At 65.4% G+C, this 14,777-nt stretch carries 14 protein-coding genes and 1 riboswitch; of the genes, 7 read left to right on the forward strand and 7 right to left on the reverse strand.

Annotated features, from left to right (window positions below):
- Positions 1-35: 35 nt before the first annotated feature.
- Positions 36-2,087: an ArnT family glycosyltransferase gene (locus tag CH286_RS04575; RefSeq protein WP_094608478.1), complete on the reverse strand. Its 2,052-nt coding sequence runs from the start codon at positions 2,085-2,087 to the stop codon at positions 36-38.
- Positions 2,084-3,340, reverse strand: a complete 1,257-nt coding sequence (locus tag CH286_RS04580) for a bifunctional glycosyltransferase family 2/GtrA family protein (protein WP_032405732.1) — start codon at positions 3,338-3,340, stop codon at positions 2,084-2,086. The genes CH286_RS04575 and CH286_RS04580 overlap by 4 nt, the downstream gene beginning before the upstream one ends.
- A gap of 114 nt (positions 3,341-3,454) precedes the next feature.
- On the opposite strand from CH286_RS04580, the gene CH286_RS04585 reads away from it, so the two are divergent.
- A complete protein-coding gene (locus tag CH286_RS04585; protein WP_094608479.1) occupies positions 3,455-3,880 on the forward strand; it encodes an HIT family protein in 426 nt (141 codons plus the stop codon).
- Positions 3,881-3,890: 10 nt separating this feature from the next.
- On the opposite strand, the gene CH286_RS04590 is transcribed toward CH286_RS04585, so the two are convergent.
- Positions 3,891-4,415 (reverse strand): winged helix-turn-helix transcriptional regulator, encoded by a 525-nt coding sequence (locus CH286_RS04590; protein ID WP_094608480.1) that lies wholly within the window; start codon positions 4,413-4,415, stop codon positions 3,891-3,893.
- A 74-nt stretch (positions 4,416-4,489) separates the two neighbouring features.
- Between CH286_RS04590 and CH286_RS04595 the strand changes: the two genes are divergently transcribed.
- Positions 4,490-5,872, forward strand: coding sequence for an MFS transporter (locus tag CH286_RS04595; protein WP_094608481.1), 1,383 nt, complete (start codon positions 4,490-4,492; stop codon positions 5,870-5,872).
- Here the strand turns inward: CH286_RS04595 and CH286_RS04600 are convergent.
- Positions 5,855-6,511 (reverse strand): response regulator, encoded by a 657-nt coding sequence (locus CH286_RS04600; RefSeq protein WP_094608482.1) that lies wholly within the window; start codon positions 6,509-6,511, stop codon positions 5,855-5,857. The two genes, CH286_RS04595 and CH286_RS04600, sit on opposite strands and share 18 nt — an antisense overlap.
- Positions 6,508-8,172 carry a sensor histidine kinase gene (locus tag CH286_RS04605; RefSeq protein ID WP_094608483.1) on the reverse strand — a complete coding sequence of 555 codons (1,665 nt, stop codon included), beginning with the start codon at positions 8,170-8,172 and terminating at the stop codon, positions 6,508-6,510. Before CH286_RS04605 ends, CH286_RS04600 begins: the two co-directional genes overlap by 4 nt.
- Positions 8,173-8,341: 169 nt before the next feature.
- Between CH286_RS04605 and CH286_RS04610 the strand changes: the two genes are divergently transcribed.
- From CH286_RS04610 to CH286_RS04620, 3 genes are read left to right on the forward strand one after another with little or no spacing between them, the layout of a single operon-like run.
- Positions 8,342-9,730 (forward strand): CitMHS family transporter, encoded by a 1,389-nt coding sequence (locus CH286_RS04610; protein WP_094608484.1) that lies wholly within the window; start codon positions 8,342-8,344, stop codon positions 9,728-9,730.
- A gap of 34 nt (positions 9,731-9,764) precedes the next feature.
- Positions 9,765-10,175, forward strand: coding sequence for a universal stress protein (locus CH286_RS04615; protein WP_094608485.1), 411 nt, complete (start codon positions 9,765-9,767; stop codon positions 10,173-10,175).
- Positions 10,176-10,189: 14 nt separating this feature from the next.
- Positions 10,190-11,314, forward strand: coding sequence for an AbrB family transcriptional regulator (locus tag CH286_RS04620; RefSeq protein WP_052078008.1), 1,125 nt, complete (start codon positions 10,190-10,192; stop codon positions 11,312-11,314).
- Here the strand turns inward: CH286_RS04620 and CH286_RS04625 are convergent.
- Positions 11,294-12,709, reverse strand: coding sequence for a sensor histidine kinase (locus CH286_RS04625; protein WP_277950833.1), 1,416 nt, complete (start codon positions 12,707-12,709; stop codon positions 11,294-11,296). The genes CH286_RS04620 and CH286_RS04625 overlap by 21 nt on opposite strands.
- The gene (locus tag CH286_RS04630) at positions 12,706-13,413 is read right to left on the reverse strand and encodes a response regulator transcription factor (protein ID WP_032376327.1); all 708 of its coding nucleotides are present in this window, start codon (positions 13,411-13,413) and stop codon (positions 12,706-12,708) included. The genes CH286_RS04625 and CH286_RS04630 overlap by 4 nt, the downstream gene beginning before the upstream one ends.
- A 120-nt stretch (positions 13,414-13,533) precedes the next feature.
- Positions 13,534-13,596, forward strand: a riboswitch (guanidine-III (ykkC-III) riboswitch).
- Between the two features lie 12 nt (positions 13,597-13,608).
- Here CH286_RS04630 and CH286_RS04635 point away from each other — a divergent pair.
- Complete coding sequence (locus CH286_RS04635) at positions 13,609-13,923, forward strand: DMT family transporter (RefSeq protein WP_032376326.1); 315 nt, start codon at positions 13,609-13,611, stop codon at positions 13,921-13,923.
- Between the two features lie 32 nt (positions 13,924-13,955).
- Positions 13,956-14,759 carry a hypothetical protein gene (locus CH286_RS04640; RefSeq protein ID WP_032376325.1) on the forward strand — a complete coding sequence of 268 codons (804 nt, stop codon included), beginning with the start codon at positions 13,956-13,958 and terminating at the stop codon, positions 14,757-14,759.
- Positions 14,760-14,777: the final 18 nt, after the last annotated feature.

The raw sequence follows: 14,777 nt of genomic DNA on the forward strand, positions 1-14,777 counted from the left end.
GTCAGGGTGCGGGGCTCTTTCGTGATGGTTCGGTGTTACTGCGTCAGGTCGTAGAACGTCACGTTGTCGACCGTGGTCGCGGTGAAGTTCTCGGTGACCCACGCCGAGATCTCGGCCGAGGTACCCGAGGCCATTCCCGGCATACCGCCGCCTCCGATGAAGTAGTGGATCTGTCCATCGGCGACGTACTGCTGGAACTGGGCGAGAGTCGGCGAGGGGTCGGTGCCGTTGAATCCGCCGACGGGCATGACCGGATCCTCGGTGGCCAGTTGATAGCCGGCCGCGGTGTTGGCTCCGATCGCCGCTGCCACCCAGGTGTACGAGTCGGCGTCCTGCTCGAGCATCTCGGTGATCGCCGCGGTCGGTGCGCTGCCTTCGAGCAGACCACCCATACCGCCGCCCATACCCCGAGCCGTTCCGCCCATCTCGGCCCCGCCGTCGCCGCCGGCAGCCCCCGCCTGACCCGGGAAACCCGCAGGCGGTTGCATTCCGGCAGGCAACTGAACCCCGGCAGGCAACTGCATACCGCCGGGCATTCCGCCCGGGCCGCCCCGACCTTCGCCCATACCGCCGAATCCGCGCATACCGGTGTTCGGACCGGCCGAGACGATGGCTCCAGTATGTGGAGTATCGACGGTATCGACCGCGTAGGCCGTCGGACCGGCGAGTCCGGCGAACATCACCGCCATGATCGACGCAGCTGCCACCCTCCCTCGCGTCAGCGCCGGAATCAGCAGAGCCACCGCCGCCAGAATTCCGACGACGAGAATCGCCCACTTCAACCACGGCACAAAACTCTCACTGCGACGCAGCAACACCCACGCCATCGCCACGGTCGACGCCACCGCGACGGCCATCGCAACGCGTACCCAGTACGTATCGCGTTGCCGCCACAGCAGGACGCTGCCGATGCCGATCAGCGCGGCAACGGCGGGTGCGAGCGCAACGGTGTAGTACGCGTGGAAGATTCCGGCCATGAAGCTGAACGTCAGCCCGGTGACGAGCAGCCAGGAACCCCAGACGATCAGCGACGCGCGTTGCCCGTCGGTTCGAGGTGCTCTGCCGCGCAACACGAGTCCGACAACCAGCAGAATCAGCGCAGCCGGGATGAGCCAGGCGATCTGGCCGCCCTGGGAAGCGTCGAACATGCGGAAGATGCCGGTTTCTCCCCAGATTCCGCCGGGCATGCCCCCGGCCATTCCACCGGCCATGTCGCCGCCCATACCGCCGCGGCCGGGGGTGACACTTCCGGTCTCGTCACCACTGAGGCGACCGAATCCGTTGTAGCCGAGCGTGAGTTCGAGGATCGAATTGTTCTGCGAACCGCCGACCCACGGCCGGGACGACGCCGGCCAGAATTCCACGATCAGAATCCACCATCCGGCCGAGACGATCATCGCGCCCAGTGCACCGAACAGTTGCAGCAATCGGGTGAGGAACTTCGGCGGCCCGGCGATCAGGTAGGTCAACGCCAGCGGCGGCACGACAAGCATCACCTGGAGTTGTTTGGTGAGGAAGCCGAATCCGACGAACATGCCGGTGATCAACAGCCACTTGGTCTTTCCGGTCTCGACGCCTCGCAGCAGCGCCCAGACCGATGCGATCATCAGCAGCACGAGCAGCGCGTCGGGATTGTTGAAACGGAACATCAATGCGGCAACCGGAGTCACGGCCAGCACCGAGCCTGCGAGCAGACCGGCCGCTCCGCCGAAGCGTCTCTTGACGGTGGCGCGGAGCAGTGCCACCGAGGCGACCCCGAGGAGAGCCTGCGGCACCAGCATCGCCCACGTGTTGAGCCCGAAGATGCGCACCGACAACGACATCAACCACAGCGACATCGGCGGCTTGTCGACGGTGATCGAGTTCGCGGCGTCGGAGGACCCGAAGAAGAAGGCCTTCCACGACACCGAACCCGCCTGAATCGCGGCCGAATAGAAGGAGTTGGCCCAACCCGAGGCACCGAGTCCCCAGATATAGGCAACGCCGGTGCCGAAAAGTAGTGCCACCAGCCCGATCAGTTCCCACCGCGGGGTGGCCGCGGGCGCGGACGATTCGGCCGCGGACGGCCGCTCGATCGTCGTCGTCACAGGCTCTTCTCCGAACGGGCGGACTCCGAGCCTGCGTCCAACGAGCTACGGAAGACCCACCGCAGTGCGACGAATCGGCAGACCGTGGCAACGAGATTGGCGACGATCAGGACGGCGAGTTCGACGTGCCGTGACACATCGGGAACCCAGGCGTGCAGCACCGCAAGCGATCCGCTGGTGACGAGGAGAGCGAATCCGAAGATGGCCAGTCCTTGCAGTTGATGCTTGCCCGCACCGTCCGATCCGCGGACCCCGAAGGTGAACGCACGGTTCGCCGCGGTGTTGAGCACCGCGGTGATCAGCAGCCCGAAGAAGTTCGCTGCCTGTGCGCCGATCAACGAGTGCAGCATGAGGTACAGCAGTGCATAGGCGACGGTACTGGCAACGCCGATGATGCCGAATCGCACCATCTGGCTGATCATTCCGTGCGGTACACCGGGCACGAGCGGCTCCCGTCCCAGGCTTCGACGTAGTTCGGCGACAGGCAGTACTCCGGTGGCAAGGGCTCGGCCGACGCGCCAGCACCCCTGCAGGTCCTTGACGGCGGTGTCGACGATGTTGACGCTGCTGTTCGGGTCGTCGACCCAGTCGACGGGCACCTCGTGAATACGCAGGCCCACTTTTTCTGCGATGACCAGCAATTCGGTGTCGAAGAACCAGCCGGTGTCTTCGACCAGCGGGAGCAACTTCTGCGCGACATCGGTACGCATGGCCTTGAAGCCGCACTGCGCGTCCGAGAAGCGCGCGCGCAGCGAGGTGCGCAGAATGAGATTGTAACTGCGCGAGATGAATTCACGCTTGGCCCCGCGGACCACCCGAGACGATCGGTTCAGCCGCGACCCGATGGCGAGGTCCGAGTGACCGGACATCAGGGGTGCGATGAGCGGCATCAGGGCGTTGAGGTCGGTCGAGAGATCGACGTCCATGTAGGCCACGACATCGGCGTCCGAGGCCAGCCACACGGCTTTGAGTGCCCGGCCGCGTCCCTTCTCGTCCAGATGATGAACCTGGACTCCGTCGATCTCGTCGGCGAGTCGATGCGCGACGGCGAGCGTTCCGTCGGTGCTGGCATTGTCGGCGATCGTGATCGAGGACCGGAACGGGATTCGGTCCTCGAGGTGCTCGTGCAGACGACGAATGCACTGTTCGAGATCGGCTTCTTCGTTGTAGACCGGAATGACCACCTCGAGAGTGGCAGTGGCGTTCGAGCCGGGCCGCTGGCCTGCTGCTCGTGCGAGGGAATTCGTTGTCATGTGGACCAGAATCGAGCCCGGACCTTGCATCGCCCTGCGATGGACCTGGCAATTGGCTGGGAGATGCAGGAGCGGAGCTCTACCCACCCGAACCCGGTAGTGCATCCTGTTCCCATGGCTTCCATTTTCAGCAAGATCATCGCCGGCGAGATTCCGGGACGTTTCGTCTGGCAGGACGACGACGTGGTCGCGTTTCTGACGATTGCGCCGGTCACGCAGGGCCACACACTGGTGGTTCCACGTGCGGAGATCGACCAGTGGCAGGACGTCGACGGTGCCGCGTTCGCCAAGATCACTGCCGTCGCACAGATCATCGGTCAGGCCGTCAGGACTGCGTTCGACGCTCCCCGAGCGGGCCTACTCATCGCCGGGCTCGAAGTACCGCACCTGCACCTGCACGTGTTCCCGGCCTACGACATGGGCAACTTCGACATCTCCGGTGCCGACCCGAATCCGTCGGCCGAATCTCAGGACGAGGCCGCACACAAGATACGAGCGGCGTTGCGCAACCTCGGCCACGAGGCTCACGTCCCGAACTGACGCACCTCGCTCACCGCAGAGGCGTGAGCAAGCGTCGACGCGTCCGCAGCTGCATCGACACCTCGTCGGATCGCGTGTCGGGGTCGTACCCGGGCCCGATGTCGGTGTCGATGTCGCGGGGCTCGGGCGCCACCCCGCATTCGGGGCACATGCCCAGTTTCCCGAGGTCGGTTCCGCAGTCCGCGTGCAGGAATCGTCGACGCCTCCCTGCGGGTTTCGCGGTCTGTTCCTCACCCCAGTAGCTCAGGGCGAAGACGGCAGGCCACAGTCGCTCGAGGGCGGGCGTCGGGACGTAGTCGTCGTGTCCGCCGTCGAGGGCTCGGGCTTGCCGTTCGAGCAGCCCCGCGTCGACCAGCGCGCCGAGGCGTTGGGCGAGAACCGCCTTGGAAATGTCGAGGTGGACCTGGAAATCGCCGAAGCGTCGGACGCCGAAGAAACAGTCGCGCACGATGAGCATGGTCCAGCGCTCGCCGACCAGTTCCAGAGCACGGGCCAGGGAACAGTCCTGGCGGGCGTAGTCGATTCCGAGTGCCATGAGGTAATCGTACAGTCTGTTGACCGAACCAAGTTGGGCGTTTACAGTTCGATCACCAGACCAAAAGGACGACAATGACCGACAGTGCACTTTCGCCCACCAGCACGACGAACAGCACCCGAGCACTCTCCATCGCAGCCCTCGGCACCCTGCTGACCCTGATGGCCTTCACCGCCCCGCTCGCGACGATCAACAGCACCGCGGCAGATCTTATGTCCGACGCAGCGGGGCGTACCTGGATTCTCAGCTCGATGAGCATCGGTCTCGCCGCCGCACTGCTCACCACCGGGACTGTCGCCGACGACTTCGGCCGTCGCCGCACCTTCGCACTCGGGGCCGCGGTATTGGCCGTCGGCACGCTGATCAGTGCCGTGTCTCCGAACACGTTGATCTTCGTACTGGCCCGCATCCTTCAGGGCCTCGGCGGTGCCGCGGTCATCGCATCGAGCCTGGGCATCATCGCCCACACTCACCCCGCCGGCCCCGTGCGCGCAAAAGCGAGCGGAGTCTGGGGCGCGAGCGTCGGTGCCGGCATTGCTCTCGGCCCGTTGCTGGCCGCCCTACTCGATCGCTGGGCGAGCTGGCGCGAGGCCTATGTGGTTCTTGCCGTCGCCACGGTCGCACTCGCCGTCGCCGCGCACCTACTCGTCGAAGAATCCAGGTCCGACGCCCCGCGCGGGCTCGATCCGGTCGGCGCGCTGCTGTTGGCAACCGGCATAGCCTCGTTGCTGGCCGCGTTGGTCGAGGGCAGGCAGGGCTGGACCGCCGTGACTCCCATCGTTCTCTTCGTCCTCGCCGCACTACTGCTGGCCGCTTTCACGTTCCTCGAATTACGCAGTGCGACGGCGATGCTGGATCTCACCCTCTTCCGGCACCCGCCCTTTCTCGCAGCGACGGTCGCGGCACTCGCCACCGGCGGCGGGATCATCGCGTTGATGTCGTACATGCCCGGATTCGTCGGCACCGCATTGGGAATCGATGCTCTCGGGGCAGCCCTGCTGCTGTTCGGATGGTCCGGGACGTCGGTCGTCACCGCTCTGTTGGCCCGCAGGCTCCCTGCATCGGTGAGCGGTCGGACGCAACTCGCGGTCGGTTTGGTGGGCGTAGCGATAGGAATGGTGATGGTGTCGGGGTTGTCCGACAACGCATCCTGGCCCCGACTACTGCCCGGACTGCTCGTAGCAGGTATTGCCAGCGGGGTACTCAATGCCGCTCTCGGTCGCGAGGCGGTGGCAAGCGTCCCCGCCGGCCGCGGCGGAATGGGCAGCGGAGCGAACAACACTGCACGCTACGTCGGGTCCGCGGTCGGCGTCACCGTGGTTGCGGTGGTGGCTGTTCCGGCAAGCAATCACAGCGCAGCGGCATTGACGACGGGCTGGAACACAGCAGCCCTGGTGACTGCCGCGATATCGGTTCTCGGGGCCGTGGTGGTGGCGTTCTCACGCACCCGGCGCTGACGAGTACTCCTGCTCCGGCCTCCCGGTCGACCCGTAGCGCAGCTGCATCCGCAACCGTCCTTTGGAGACCAGGGTGGCCAGATAGCGTTGCGCGGTCGCTCGCGAAATTCCGATTGCAGCAGCGACTTCGCCGGCAGACATCGGCTCGGCCGTACCGCGCACCGCTTCGAGCACCAGATCACGGGTGACCGACTGCGAGGTCGGCACCGGTGCCGCAGCACGAGGGCGCAGGGCGTCGAGTCCTCCGTCGATGTCCGCCTGGGTCAGTTCCTCCGAACGATCCAGAGCGCCGCGGTAATTCAGGTATCCGGTGAGCCGGTCGACCAACGCCGAGCGCGGGAACGGTTTGATCAGATACGTCCACGCGCCCGCGGTCATCGCCGAGCGGACAGTCTGCTGATCCGCCGCGGCCGAGAGCACCACCGCGTCGCACGGGAGTTCGCGGACCAGGTCGATACCGGACCCGTCGGGCAGGTACACGTCGACCAGAGCGAGGTCGAACGACTGTGCCGTCAGCAGCTCACGCGCCTGGGCGATACTGGTCGCCACCGCGGCCACCTCGTAGTTGTCGAGCGAATTCACCAGTGCCGCATGCAGATCTGCGACCCTGAAGTCGTCGTCGACGACGAGAACTCTCATTGTGTCACTTCCTGAATCAGTAGTGCGTCGGCAATCGTGGCGATGAACACCGCGCCGCCACGGTCGTTGTCTGCCGTGATCTGCCCACCGACATCGGCCAATGTCACATCGCCGCCACGGGTACGCGCGATCTGTCTGCTCAATGCCAGTCCCACACCTCGACCACCGGGGGTATCCGCTGTCGATTTGGTCGAGACGCCCTCGACGAACACCTGCTCGGGTGTCAACGAGACGCCGTCACCCGAATCGACGACGACGATGTGCAGGGTCGAATCTTCTTGCACCAGTTCCACTTCCACCTCGGCAGGTCGACGCGCCCCGAGCCGGGCCGCATCGATCGCATTGTCGATCAGATTGCCGAGCACGGTGGTGACATCCACAGGTCCGACCAATTCGCCGCCGACCCAGGTGTTCTCCCCCAGCACCAGGCGCACACCACTCTCACGGGCGTGCGCGGCCTTGGCGGTGAGGAAGGAACGCAGATACGCATCGGACACGGCGTCGATTCCCTCGACTGCTTCCGATCTCGGTCCCACACCCAGAATCTCGTCGATGTACTCAGACGCGCGGTCCGGATGGCCCTCGTGCAGCAGTCCACTGACCAGATGCATTCGGTTCGCGAACTCGTGCCGTTGCGCGCGCAGCACGGCAGACATCGACTGCACCGCGTCGAGCTGACGGGTCAGCGCCTCCACATCGGTTCGGTCGCGCACGGTCAGCACCGTACCGAGATCTCGATTGTCGCGCAGCACCTTTCGAGCAGCCGCGATCACCACGACCTCGTTCACAGCCGCCAGTACCGGTTCCGCCGTCGGCGATTCGATGACCTCGAGCAATCTGGGCGTCAGGCCGATGTCCTCGACACGCATCCCGGGCTTGCCGTCGATCGACAGCAGCGTGCGCGCCTCGTCGTTGACCACCGTGACGACGCCGTCGGGGTCGATGGCCACCACGCCTTCGCCGATCCCGTGCAGCACCGCCTCCTGCTCACGCACGAGCTCGGCCAATTCTTCCGGTTCGAGCCCGAGGGTCAGCCGCTTCCATCTGCGCGCCAACAGGATCGAGCCGAGCACACCCAACAGCAGCACTGCTCCGGTCACCAGCGCGCCGTTGATCAGATCTTTCACCAGTTCGGTGTGCACGGCCGTCGTGGAGATGCCGACACTCACTTCGCCGATCACCACGTCGGTCGAACCGAGCGCCAGCACAGGAACTTTGGCGCGAACGGAGTCACCCAGCGTGCCGCGCTCCTGCTCGACCACCTCGTTGCCGGCCAACGCACCCGACGGATCGGTGCTCACCCGTTGCCCCAGGACGGTCGGATCGGGGTGCGCCAAACGCAGGCCCCGATCGTCGGTGATCACGACGAACAGGGCATCGGTGCGTTCCCGCGCACTTTCGCCCGCCCGCTGCAGTGCGCCGCCGGCCAACACCCCGGCCGGCGCAGCATCGGTACCTGCGGTGTCCGCGGCCGAGAACTGCTCGACGAGCGAACGCACCTGCGGATCCGACGCCACCGTGCGCGCGACCGCGAGTGCCCGCTCGCCGTACTCCTCACTTGCCTGCTCACCGCTGCTGATCGCGAACACCCCGAAGGCCACTGCCAGCGCCACCGCAACCAACGCAGCCTGCAGCAACAGCACTTGAGTCCTCAATCGCACGTGCCAAGGCTAGAGCGCGAGCTGCTCGAGCACAATGCGCAAAAGGCTCTTTACGTTGCTTGCGCGGGTAGTGCGCACAACGGCGAACATGTGATGCCGGTTACGTAACTTCAGTCACAACACGTAGTCCAACCGGACCCACCTCACACATTTCGAGAAGGAGTGCACGATGTTGGTGATACTCGGCTTCCTCATGGTAGCCGCCTTCATGTTCTTGATCTTGACCAAGAGAGCCACGCCCGTCGTCGCGCTCACGCTCGTTCCCGTCATCTTCGGCCTGCTGGCCGGTGCCGGACTCGGCATCGGTGACATGATCACCGACGGCATCAAGTCCCTGGCCCCCACCGCGGCCCTGCTGTTCTTCGCCATCATCTTCTTCGGAATCATGATCGACGTCGGACTGTTCGACCCACTGGTGCGCGGCATCCTGCGCGTCGTGCGCAACGACCCGATGAAACTGGTTGTGGGAACGGCCATCCTGGCCATGGTCGTCTCGCTCGACGGTGACGGCTCGACGACATTCATCATCGTCACCTCCGCGCTCCTACCGCTGTACCTCAAACTCGGTGTCAGTCCGGTGATTCTGACTGTGGTCGCCGGCCTTGCCAACGGCACGATGAACATCATCCCGTGGGGTGGCCCGACGGTTCGCGCCGCATCCGCTCTCGGAATCTCACCCTCCGACGTCTTCGTCCCGATGGTTCCGTCCATGATCGTCGGCCTGATCATCGTGCTGCTGTTCGCCGTCCACCTGGGCATCATGGAGCGTCGCCGCATCGGCAAGCTGATCTACGAGCCCGAGCTGGTCGCCTCCGGCGGCGGAAGTCTTCGTAAGGGCGGCAAGGGCGGCAAGGGCGGCGGCGGAGCAGGAACCGGCGGATCGGACGAGGGCGAGTCGGGTCAGTTCTTCGACGGCCTCGATCCCAATCGCGACACCCTGCGCCCGAAGCTGCTGTGGTTCAACGCTGCTCTGACGGTCATCCTGCTCGTCATCCTCGTCATGGACATCCTGCCGATTCCGGTTCTGTTCATGATCGCTGCCTCCATCGCCCTGACGGTCAACTTCCCCAAGGTCAAGGAGCAGGGCGACGCGATCGCACGGCACTCGTCCTCCATCGTCTCGGTGGTCGCCATGGTGCTCGCCGCGGCAATCCTCACCGGCGTCTTCCAGGGCACCGGCATGGTCGAGGCCATGGCCGAATGGCTGCTCAACGTCATCCCGTCCGGCATGGGCCCGTACCTGGCCGTCATCACCGGAATCCTCAGCATCCCGCTGACGTTCTTCATGACCAACGACGCCTTCTACTTCGGCATCCTGCCGGTCCTGACCGAGACCGCGAGCAAGTACGGCATCGATCCGGTGGAGATGGCACGAGCCTCGATCACCGGCCAGCCCGTCCACCTGCAGAGTCCGCTGGTTCCGGCCATCCTGCTGCTGGTCACCCTCGCCGGAGTGTCGTTGGCCGATCACCACAAGAAGGTGCTGTGGCGAGCGGTGGTCGTGTCCCTAGCCATGCTGGCCGTCGGCATCGTTCTCGGCCAGATCCCCTTCGGCTGATCCCCCACCCCACCTTCCTGAAGGAGAAACCGTCATGACTGTTGGCGTACTGCACAACAATTCACCCGAGGGCCGCGCAGCACTGGCGGCCGCAGTTCGAGAAGCACGCATCCGGGAGACGGGCCTCGTCGTCCTGCATGCACTGTCGGGATCGGCCGAGCCGTCCGCCGAGGCAGCCGAAACTGCTGCGGTCTCCACCGCAGTGGACACGGCCCTCACCGACATCGATGACGCCGACTCCGTCTCCTGGACCGTGGCAGTGGGCAGGCCCGATCCCGACGCCGTCAACACCCTGCTGACACTGGTGGAAGAGCAGAAGTCCGAGATCCTGGTAGTCGGTTCTCGCCACCGCTCGACGGTCGGAAAGTTCCTGATGGGACAGACGATTCAGCGTCTGCTGCTCGAGATCCCGGTTCCTGTTCTGCTGGTCAAGTCCGGAGCGTGAGTGCTCCGAAACGGATGAGGCGAATACTCGGGCACAGCCTCCGATGGATCGGCCTCGCAGCCGTATCCGTCGGGGGCTGGGCCCTTTTCGAAGCCCTGGGCCTGACGGCACCGTCCCTGTTCGCCGCTCTCGTCGTCGCCGTGGTTTTCGCTCTGACCGGCCTGGGCCCTGCTGCGGTACCCCGGCCCGCATCGATGGCAGCGCAGGGCACGCTGGCGGTGACCATCGGCCTGATGCTCGACACCGACACGCTCGGGGCGTTGGGCGAGAACTGGATTCCCGCCGTTCTCGTCGGCGCGGGGACGCTCGTCGTCAGCGCCGGTTGCGGTGCACTGCTCGCACTGCACCGCGACGTCGACCCCGTCACCGGGGCGCTGTCCCTGATTGCCGGTGGTGCAACGGGTCTGGTTTCCATTGCCCGCGAACTCGGCGGTGACGAGCGAATCGTCGCCGTGGTCCAGTACCTCCGCGTCGCACTCGTGGTCGTCACGATGCCCCTGATCGTCACCTTCGCCTTCCATACCGACACCGACGGCGGGGCAGGAACCCAGGAGCAGTCGACGACCCCGTGGTTCGTCGGCACGGCCTTTCTGATCGGTGCCGTCGTCATCGGCATCGTGCTCGCGCGGCTGATCCGACTGCCCGCGCCCGCCACCCTGGGGCCACTGATCGTCGCGGGTGCCTGCGAACTACTCGGGTGGCCCGTCGACATCTCGGTGCCCGCAGTGCTGTTGCCGGTCGCATTCATCGTCATCGGATGGCAAGCGGGCCTTGCCTTCACCGTCGCGAGCCTGCGTGCCATCGGACGGATCTTTCCGTGGGCTGCACTGCTGGTCGTGTCGATCGGGGTTGTCTGCGCACTGTTCGGCTGGGCGCTGTCCGCGATCACCGGAGTCAGCATGCTGACCGGGTATCTCGCGACCACACCCGGCGGTCTGGCGGCGGTGCTCGCCGTGTCCGCGACCACGGGGTCGGATGTCACCTTCGTCGCGTGCGTACAGGTGATCCGCCTGGTGTCGATGCTCGTTGCTGCGCCACTCGCCGCCGCGGCGTACACCAAACTCGCCGAGCGCAGGAAGGCGCGATCGAACGAGGAGCCATCTCGCGAAGCCGACGAATCAGCCTGTCGGCCTCGGTAATTCGACGCGAAAGCTCGCGCCCGTTCCGGGAGTGCTCCGCACCGAGACGGTACCGTTGTGCGCCGCCACCAATGCCGCGACGATCGACAGTCCGAGCCCGCTGCCGCCGCTCTCGCGTGTCCGCGACGAGTCGGCTCGATAGAAGCGTTCGAAGACGTGCGCGGCCTCGTCCTCGGCCAGACCGGGCCCGGTGTCCTCGACTTCGAGTAGTACCGACGACCGAGTCGTCCCCACGCACACGGTGATCGACGCCGATTCGGGGGTGTGGCGTACCGCGTTTCCGACGAGGTTCGCGAGCACCTGACGCAGCCGAGCGTCGTCGCCGTCGACTTCGGGTATTCCCGGCCCCGCCAACACCTTCAGCGAGATGTCCCGCGCGGGAGATACCGCCTTGGCGTCGTGCACGGCATCGGCTGCGATGGTCAATACGTCGACACGGCGCATGTCGAGAGGCCGCTGGGCGTCGAGGCGGGCGAGCATGAGCAGGTCTTCGACGAGCAGGCCCATGCGTGCCGATTCACCTTCGATACGCGTCATCAGCAACGAGATGTCGCTCATCGCGCCCTGCCGGTACAACTCGGCGAAACCGCGAATCGTCGTCAGCGGTGTTCGTAGTTCGTGGCTGGCATCGGCGACGAATCGGCGCATCCGGTCCTCGGACGCGCGCGCCGCCTCCTCCGAGGCCGCGGTCGCCGCGAAGGCACGCTGAATCTGCGAGAGCATTCCGTTCAGGGCGGCCGACAATCGGCCCACCTCGGTCTTCTCACTCCACTCGGGGACCCGGCGATGCAGGTCTCCGGCAGCGATGGCGGCGGCCGTCGTCTCCACCTCACGCAGTGGACGAAGGCTGCGCCGCACCACAAAATAGGCGATCACGGCGAGAGCCAGCAACACGGCCGCGCCGATATAGAACTGGAGCACCACAAGCCTGCTGACGGTCTGCTGGTTGGCGCTGAGCGACATTCCCACGGTGGTGGAACCCTCGCTGTTGGTCACCGTGATCACCCGCCACTCCTTCGACGGGTCGCCCTCGGAACCGACGGTCTCCGGGGTTGCCGACGGCGCACCCGAGAGGTCCGGAACACTTTCGGCCACATCGTTGATCGGGCCGCGGACGGTACCGTCGGTCGCCACGGAACGCACGAAGAAGTTCGTCGGCGGTCGATTCGGGCTGGGTTCGTCGATCGGAAACGGCGGGCGTTCTCCACCCGGTTTCGCCCACCCCTGGGACGCTTCGACCAGTTGCTGATCCAGGCGACGCATCAGCGACGTCTCGAGCGACGAGGTCACCGCCACACCCGACGCCAGCAGACCCAGTCCGACCAGGAGCAGCAACGCTGCGACCAGAGTGAAGCGCAGCGGCAGATTCCGAATGCGAGCTCGAATGCCGGTCACCGCGGCTGGCGCATGACGTAGCCGACTCCCCGCAGTGTGTGGATCAAGCGAGTGTCTCCGGTGTCGACCTTGCGACGTAGATACGACACGTACGACTCCACCACTCCCACTTCACCACCGAAGTCGTAGTGCCAGACGTGGTCGAGAATCCGCGGCTTGCTGAGCACGGTTCCCGCGTTCACCATGAAGTACCGCAACAGCGTGAACTCGGTAGGCGAGAGGGATACCGGTTCCCCCGCCTTCCACACCTCGTGGGTGTCGTCGTCGAGTTCGATGTCTGCGAACGCAACTCGCGACGGCTGCGCATCCTCGCTCTTGCCCGACCGGCGCAGGATCACCCGGAGTCGTGCCACGACCTCCTCGAGCGAGAACGGCTTGGTGACGTAGTCGTCCGCACCGAGGGTCAGCCCGGTCACCTTGTCGTCCACCGAATCGCGTGCCGTCAAGAACAGCGCGGGCGCATCGATTCCGTCCGCGCGCAGTCGGCGCAACAGACCGAACCCGTCCATGCCGGGCATCATCACGTCGAGAACGAGAGCCTCGGGCCGAAAGTTACGCGCTTTGTCGAGAGCCTCGGGGCCGGACGACGCCGTCGCCACCTCGAATCCCTGAAACCTCAGACTGACCGACAGCAGTTCGACGATGGTCGGTTCGTCGTCGACGATCAGTACTCGGGCCTCGGGTGTCTCGCTCACGGTGTCCATCTTTGCGCGAGATGCTGCTCGTTCGCTGGACTCTCGCTGTGAGGTTCCTGTGAGCGGACATGCGCACGCCGGCACCCACCGACATTTCCTGGCCATCACCCGTCAAAATTGGTACGATCGTACAAGTCACTTCCGACAATCGGACGAGCGCACCGTACCCGAACAGCGACAAGACGGTGCAAGGAGTGATTTCTCATGGCTTGGCTCATTCTCGTCGTCTCCGGTGTTCTCGAAGCGATCTGGGCAACCGCGCTCGGTAAGTCCGAGGGCTTCACCAAACTCGGACCGTCCGCCGTCTTCGGGGTCGCGGTGGTGCTCAGCATGATCGGTCTCGCAATCGCGATGCGGTCGTTGCCCACCGGAACCGCTTACGCCGTCTGGGTGGGAATCGGTGCCACCCTCACCGTCACCTACGCCATGATCACCGGCGAAGAAGCCGCATCACTGCTCAAGGTCGCGCTTCTGGTCGGCATCGTCGGATGCGTCGTGGGACTGAAAGTTCTTCACTGATTTTCCGAGCTACGAGCAGTTACAGTAAAACGATGAACTGGGTGTCAGCGATCACACTGCCCGCGCGCGCCGGAATTGCCATTGCCGAACAGGCGATCGGCGTCGCCGAGGTCGCGCTGGCAACCACCCGAATGGCGCTGGCCACCGGCGCGTCCGGCACCGCAGGAGTGGCCTCGCTCGCCAATCCGCGCGGCGGCACGATGCAACTGCTCGCCCAACTCGGTCAGCTCACCTCCGACGACCGCGCCCTGGGCAATGCACTCAAGGAAGGCGGGCCACTGGATCGCCTGCTCGCCCAGGGTGGCGTCGTCGATCGCCTCACGTCCGAGGACGGAACCCTCGAGCGCCTGTTGTCCCCCGGCGGTCCGGTCGAACGAATCCTCGCACCCGGTGGGCCGCTCGATCGGCTACTGGCCGAGGACGGTCCACTCGAACGACTGCTGGCCGAAGGCGGTCTGCTCGACCGCATCACCGCCACCAACGGTCCGCTCGAACGACTGACGGCAACGGACGGCCCCCTCGAGGTGCTCACACGTCAGGACGGCCTGATCGAACGCGCCATTGCCGAAGACGGAATCCTCGAGACGCTGCTCGCCGAGGACGGTCCAATCGAGAGATTGACGGCCAAGGGCGGCCCACTGGACCAACTGGTCAAGCTCTCCGAAACATTGACGTCCGTGGCTCCCAACATCGAGCGCATGAGCATCTCGATCGACATCCTGCAGGATTCCGTCGAGATCCTGTCGGCGGCGGTGCACCCGCTCGGCGAGCTCGTCGGCCGATTGCCGGGGCGCTGGCTCAAGAGCGGCAAGCAGTCGGTGCACGAACTGCACTGACCTGTCCGACGGGTGCTC

It is taken from the genome of Rhodococcus sp. WWJCD1 (assembly GCF_002258735.1).
Lineage (GTDB): Bacteria > Actinomycetota > Actinomycetes > Mycobacteriales > Mycobacteriaceae > Rhodococcoides.

What these genes read in the sequence shown, in the direction of transcription:
- CH286_RS04580 (WP_032405732.1), bottom strand. Translation starts at nt 3,340, where the DNA reads ATGACAACGAATTCCCTCGCACGAGCAGCAGGCCAGCGGCCCGGCTCG.
- CH286_RS04585 (WP_094608479.1), top strand. Translation starts at nt 3,455, where the DNA reads ATGGCTTCCATTTTCAGCAAGATCATCGCCGGCGAGATTCCGGGACGT.
- CH286_RS04590 (WP_094608480.1), bottom strand. Translation starts at nt 4,415, where the DNA reads ATGGCACTCGGAATCGACTACGCCCGCCAGGACTGTTCCCTGGCCCGT.
- CH286_RS04595 (WP_094608481.1), top strand. Translation starts at nt 4,490, where the DNA reads ATGACCGACAGTGCACTTTCGCCCACCAGCACGACGAACAGCACCCGA.
- CH286_RS04600 (WP_094608482.1), bottom strand. Translation starts at nt 6,511, where the DNA reads ATGAGAGTTCTCGTCGTCGACGACGACTTCAGGGTCGCAGATCTGCAT.
- CH286_RS04610 (WP_094608484.1), top strand. Translation starts at nt 8,342, where the DNA reads ATGTTGGTGATACTCGGCTTCCTCATGGTAGCCGCCTTCATGTTCTTG.
- CH286_RS04615 (WP_094608485.1), top strand. Translation starts at nt 9,765, where the DNA reads ATGACTGTTGGCGTACTGCACAACAATTCACCCGAGGGCCGCGCAGCA.
- CH286_RS04620 (WP_052078008.1), top strand. Translation starts at nt 10,190, where the DNA reads ATGAGGCGAATACTCGGGCACAGCCTCCGATGGATCGGCCTCGCAGCC.
- CH286_RS04630 (WP_032376327.1), bottom strand. Translation starts at nt 13,413, where the DNA reads ATGGACACCGTGAGCGAGACACCCGAGGCCCGAGTACTGATCGTCGAC.
- CH286_RS04635 (WP_032376326.1), top strand. Translation starts at nt 13,609, where the DNA reads ATGGCTTGGCTCATTCTCGTCGTCTCCGGTGTTCTCGAAGCGATCTGG.
- CH286_RS04640 (WP_032376325.1), top strand. Translation starts at nt 13,956, where the DNA reads ATGAACTGGGTGTCAGCGATCACACTGCCCGCGCGCGCCGGAATTGCC.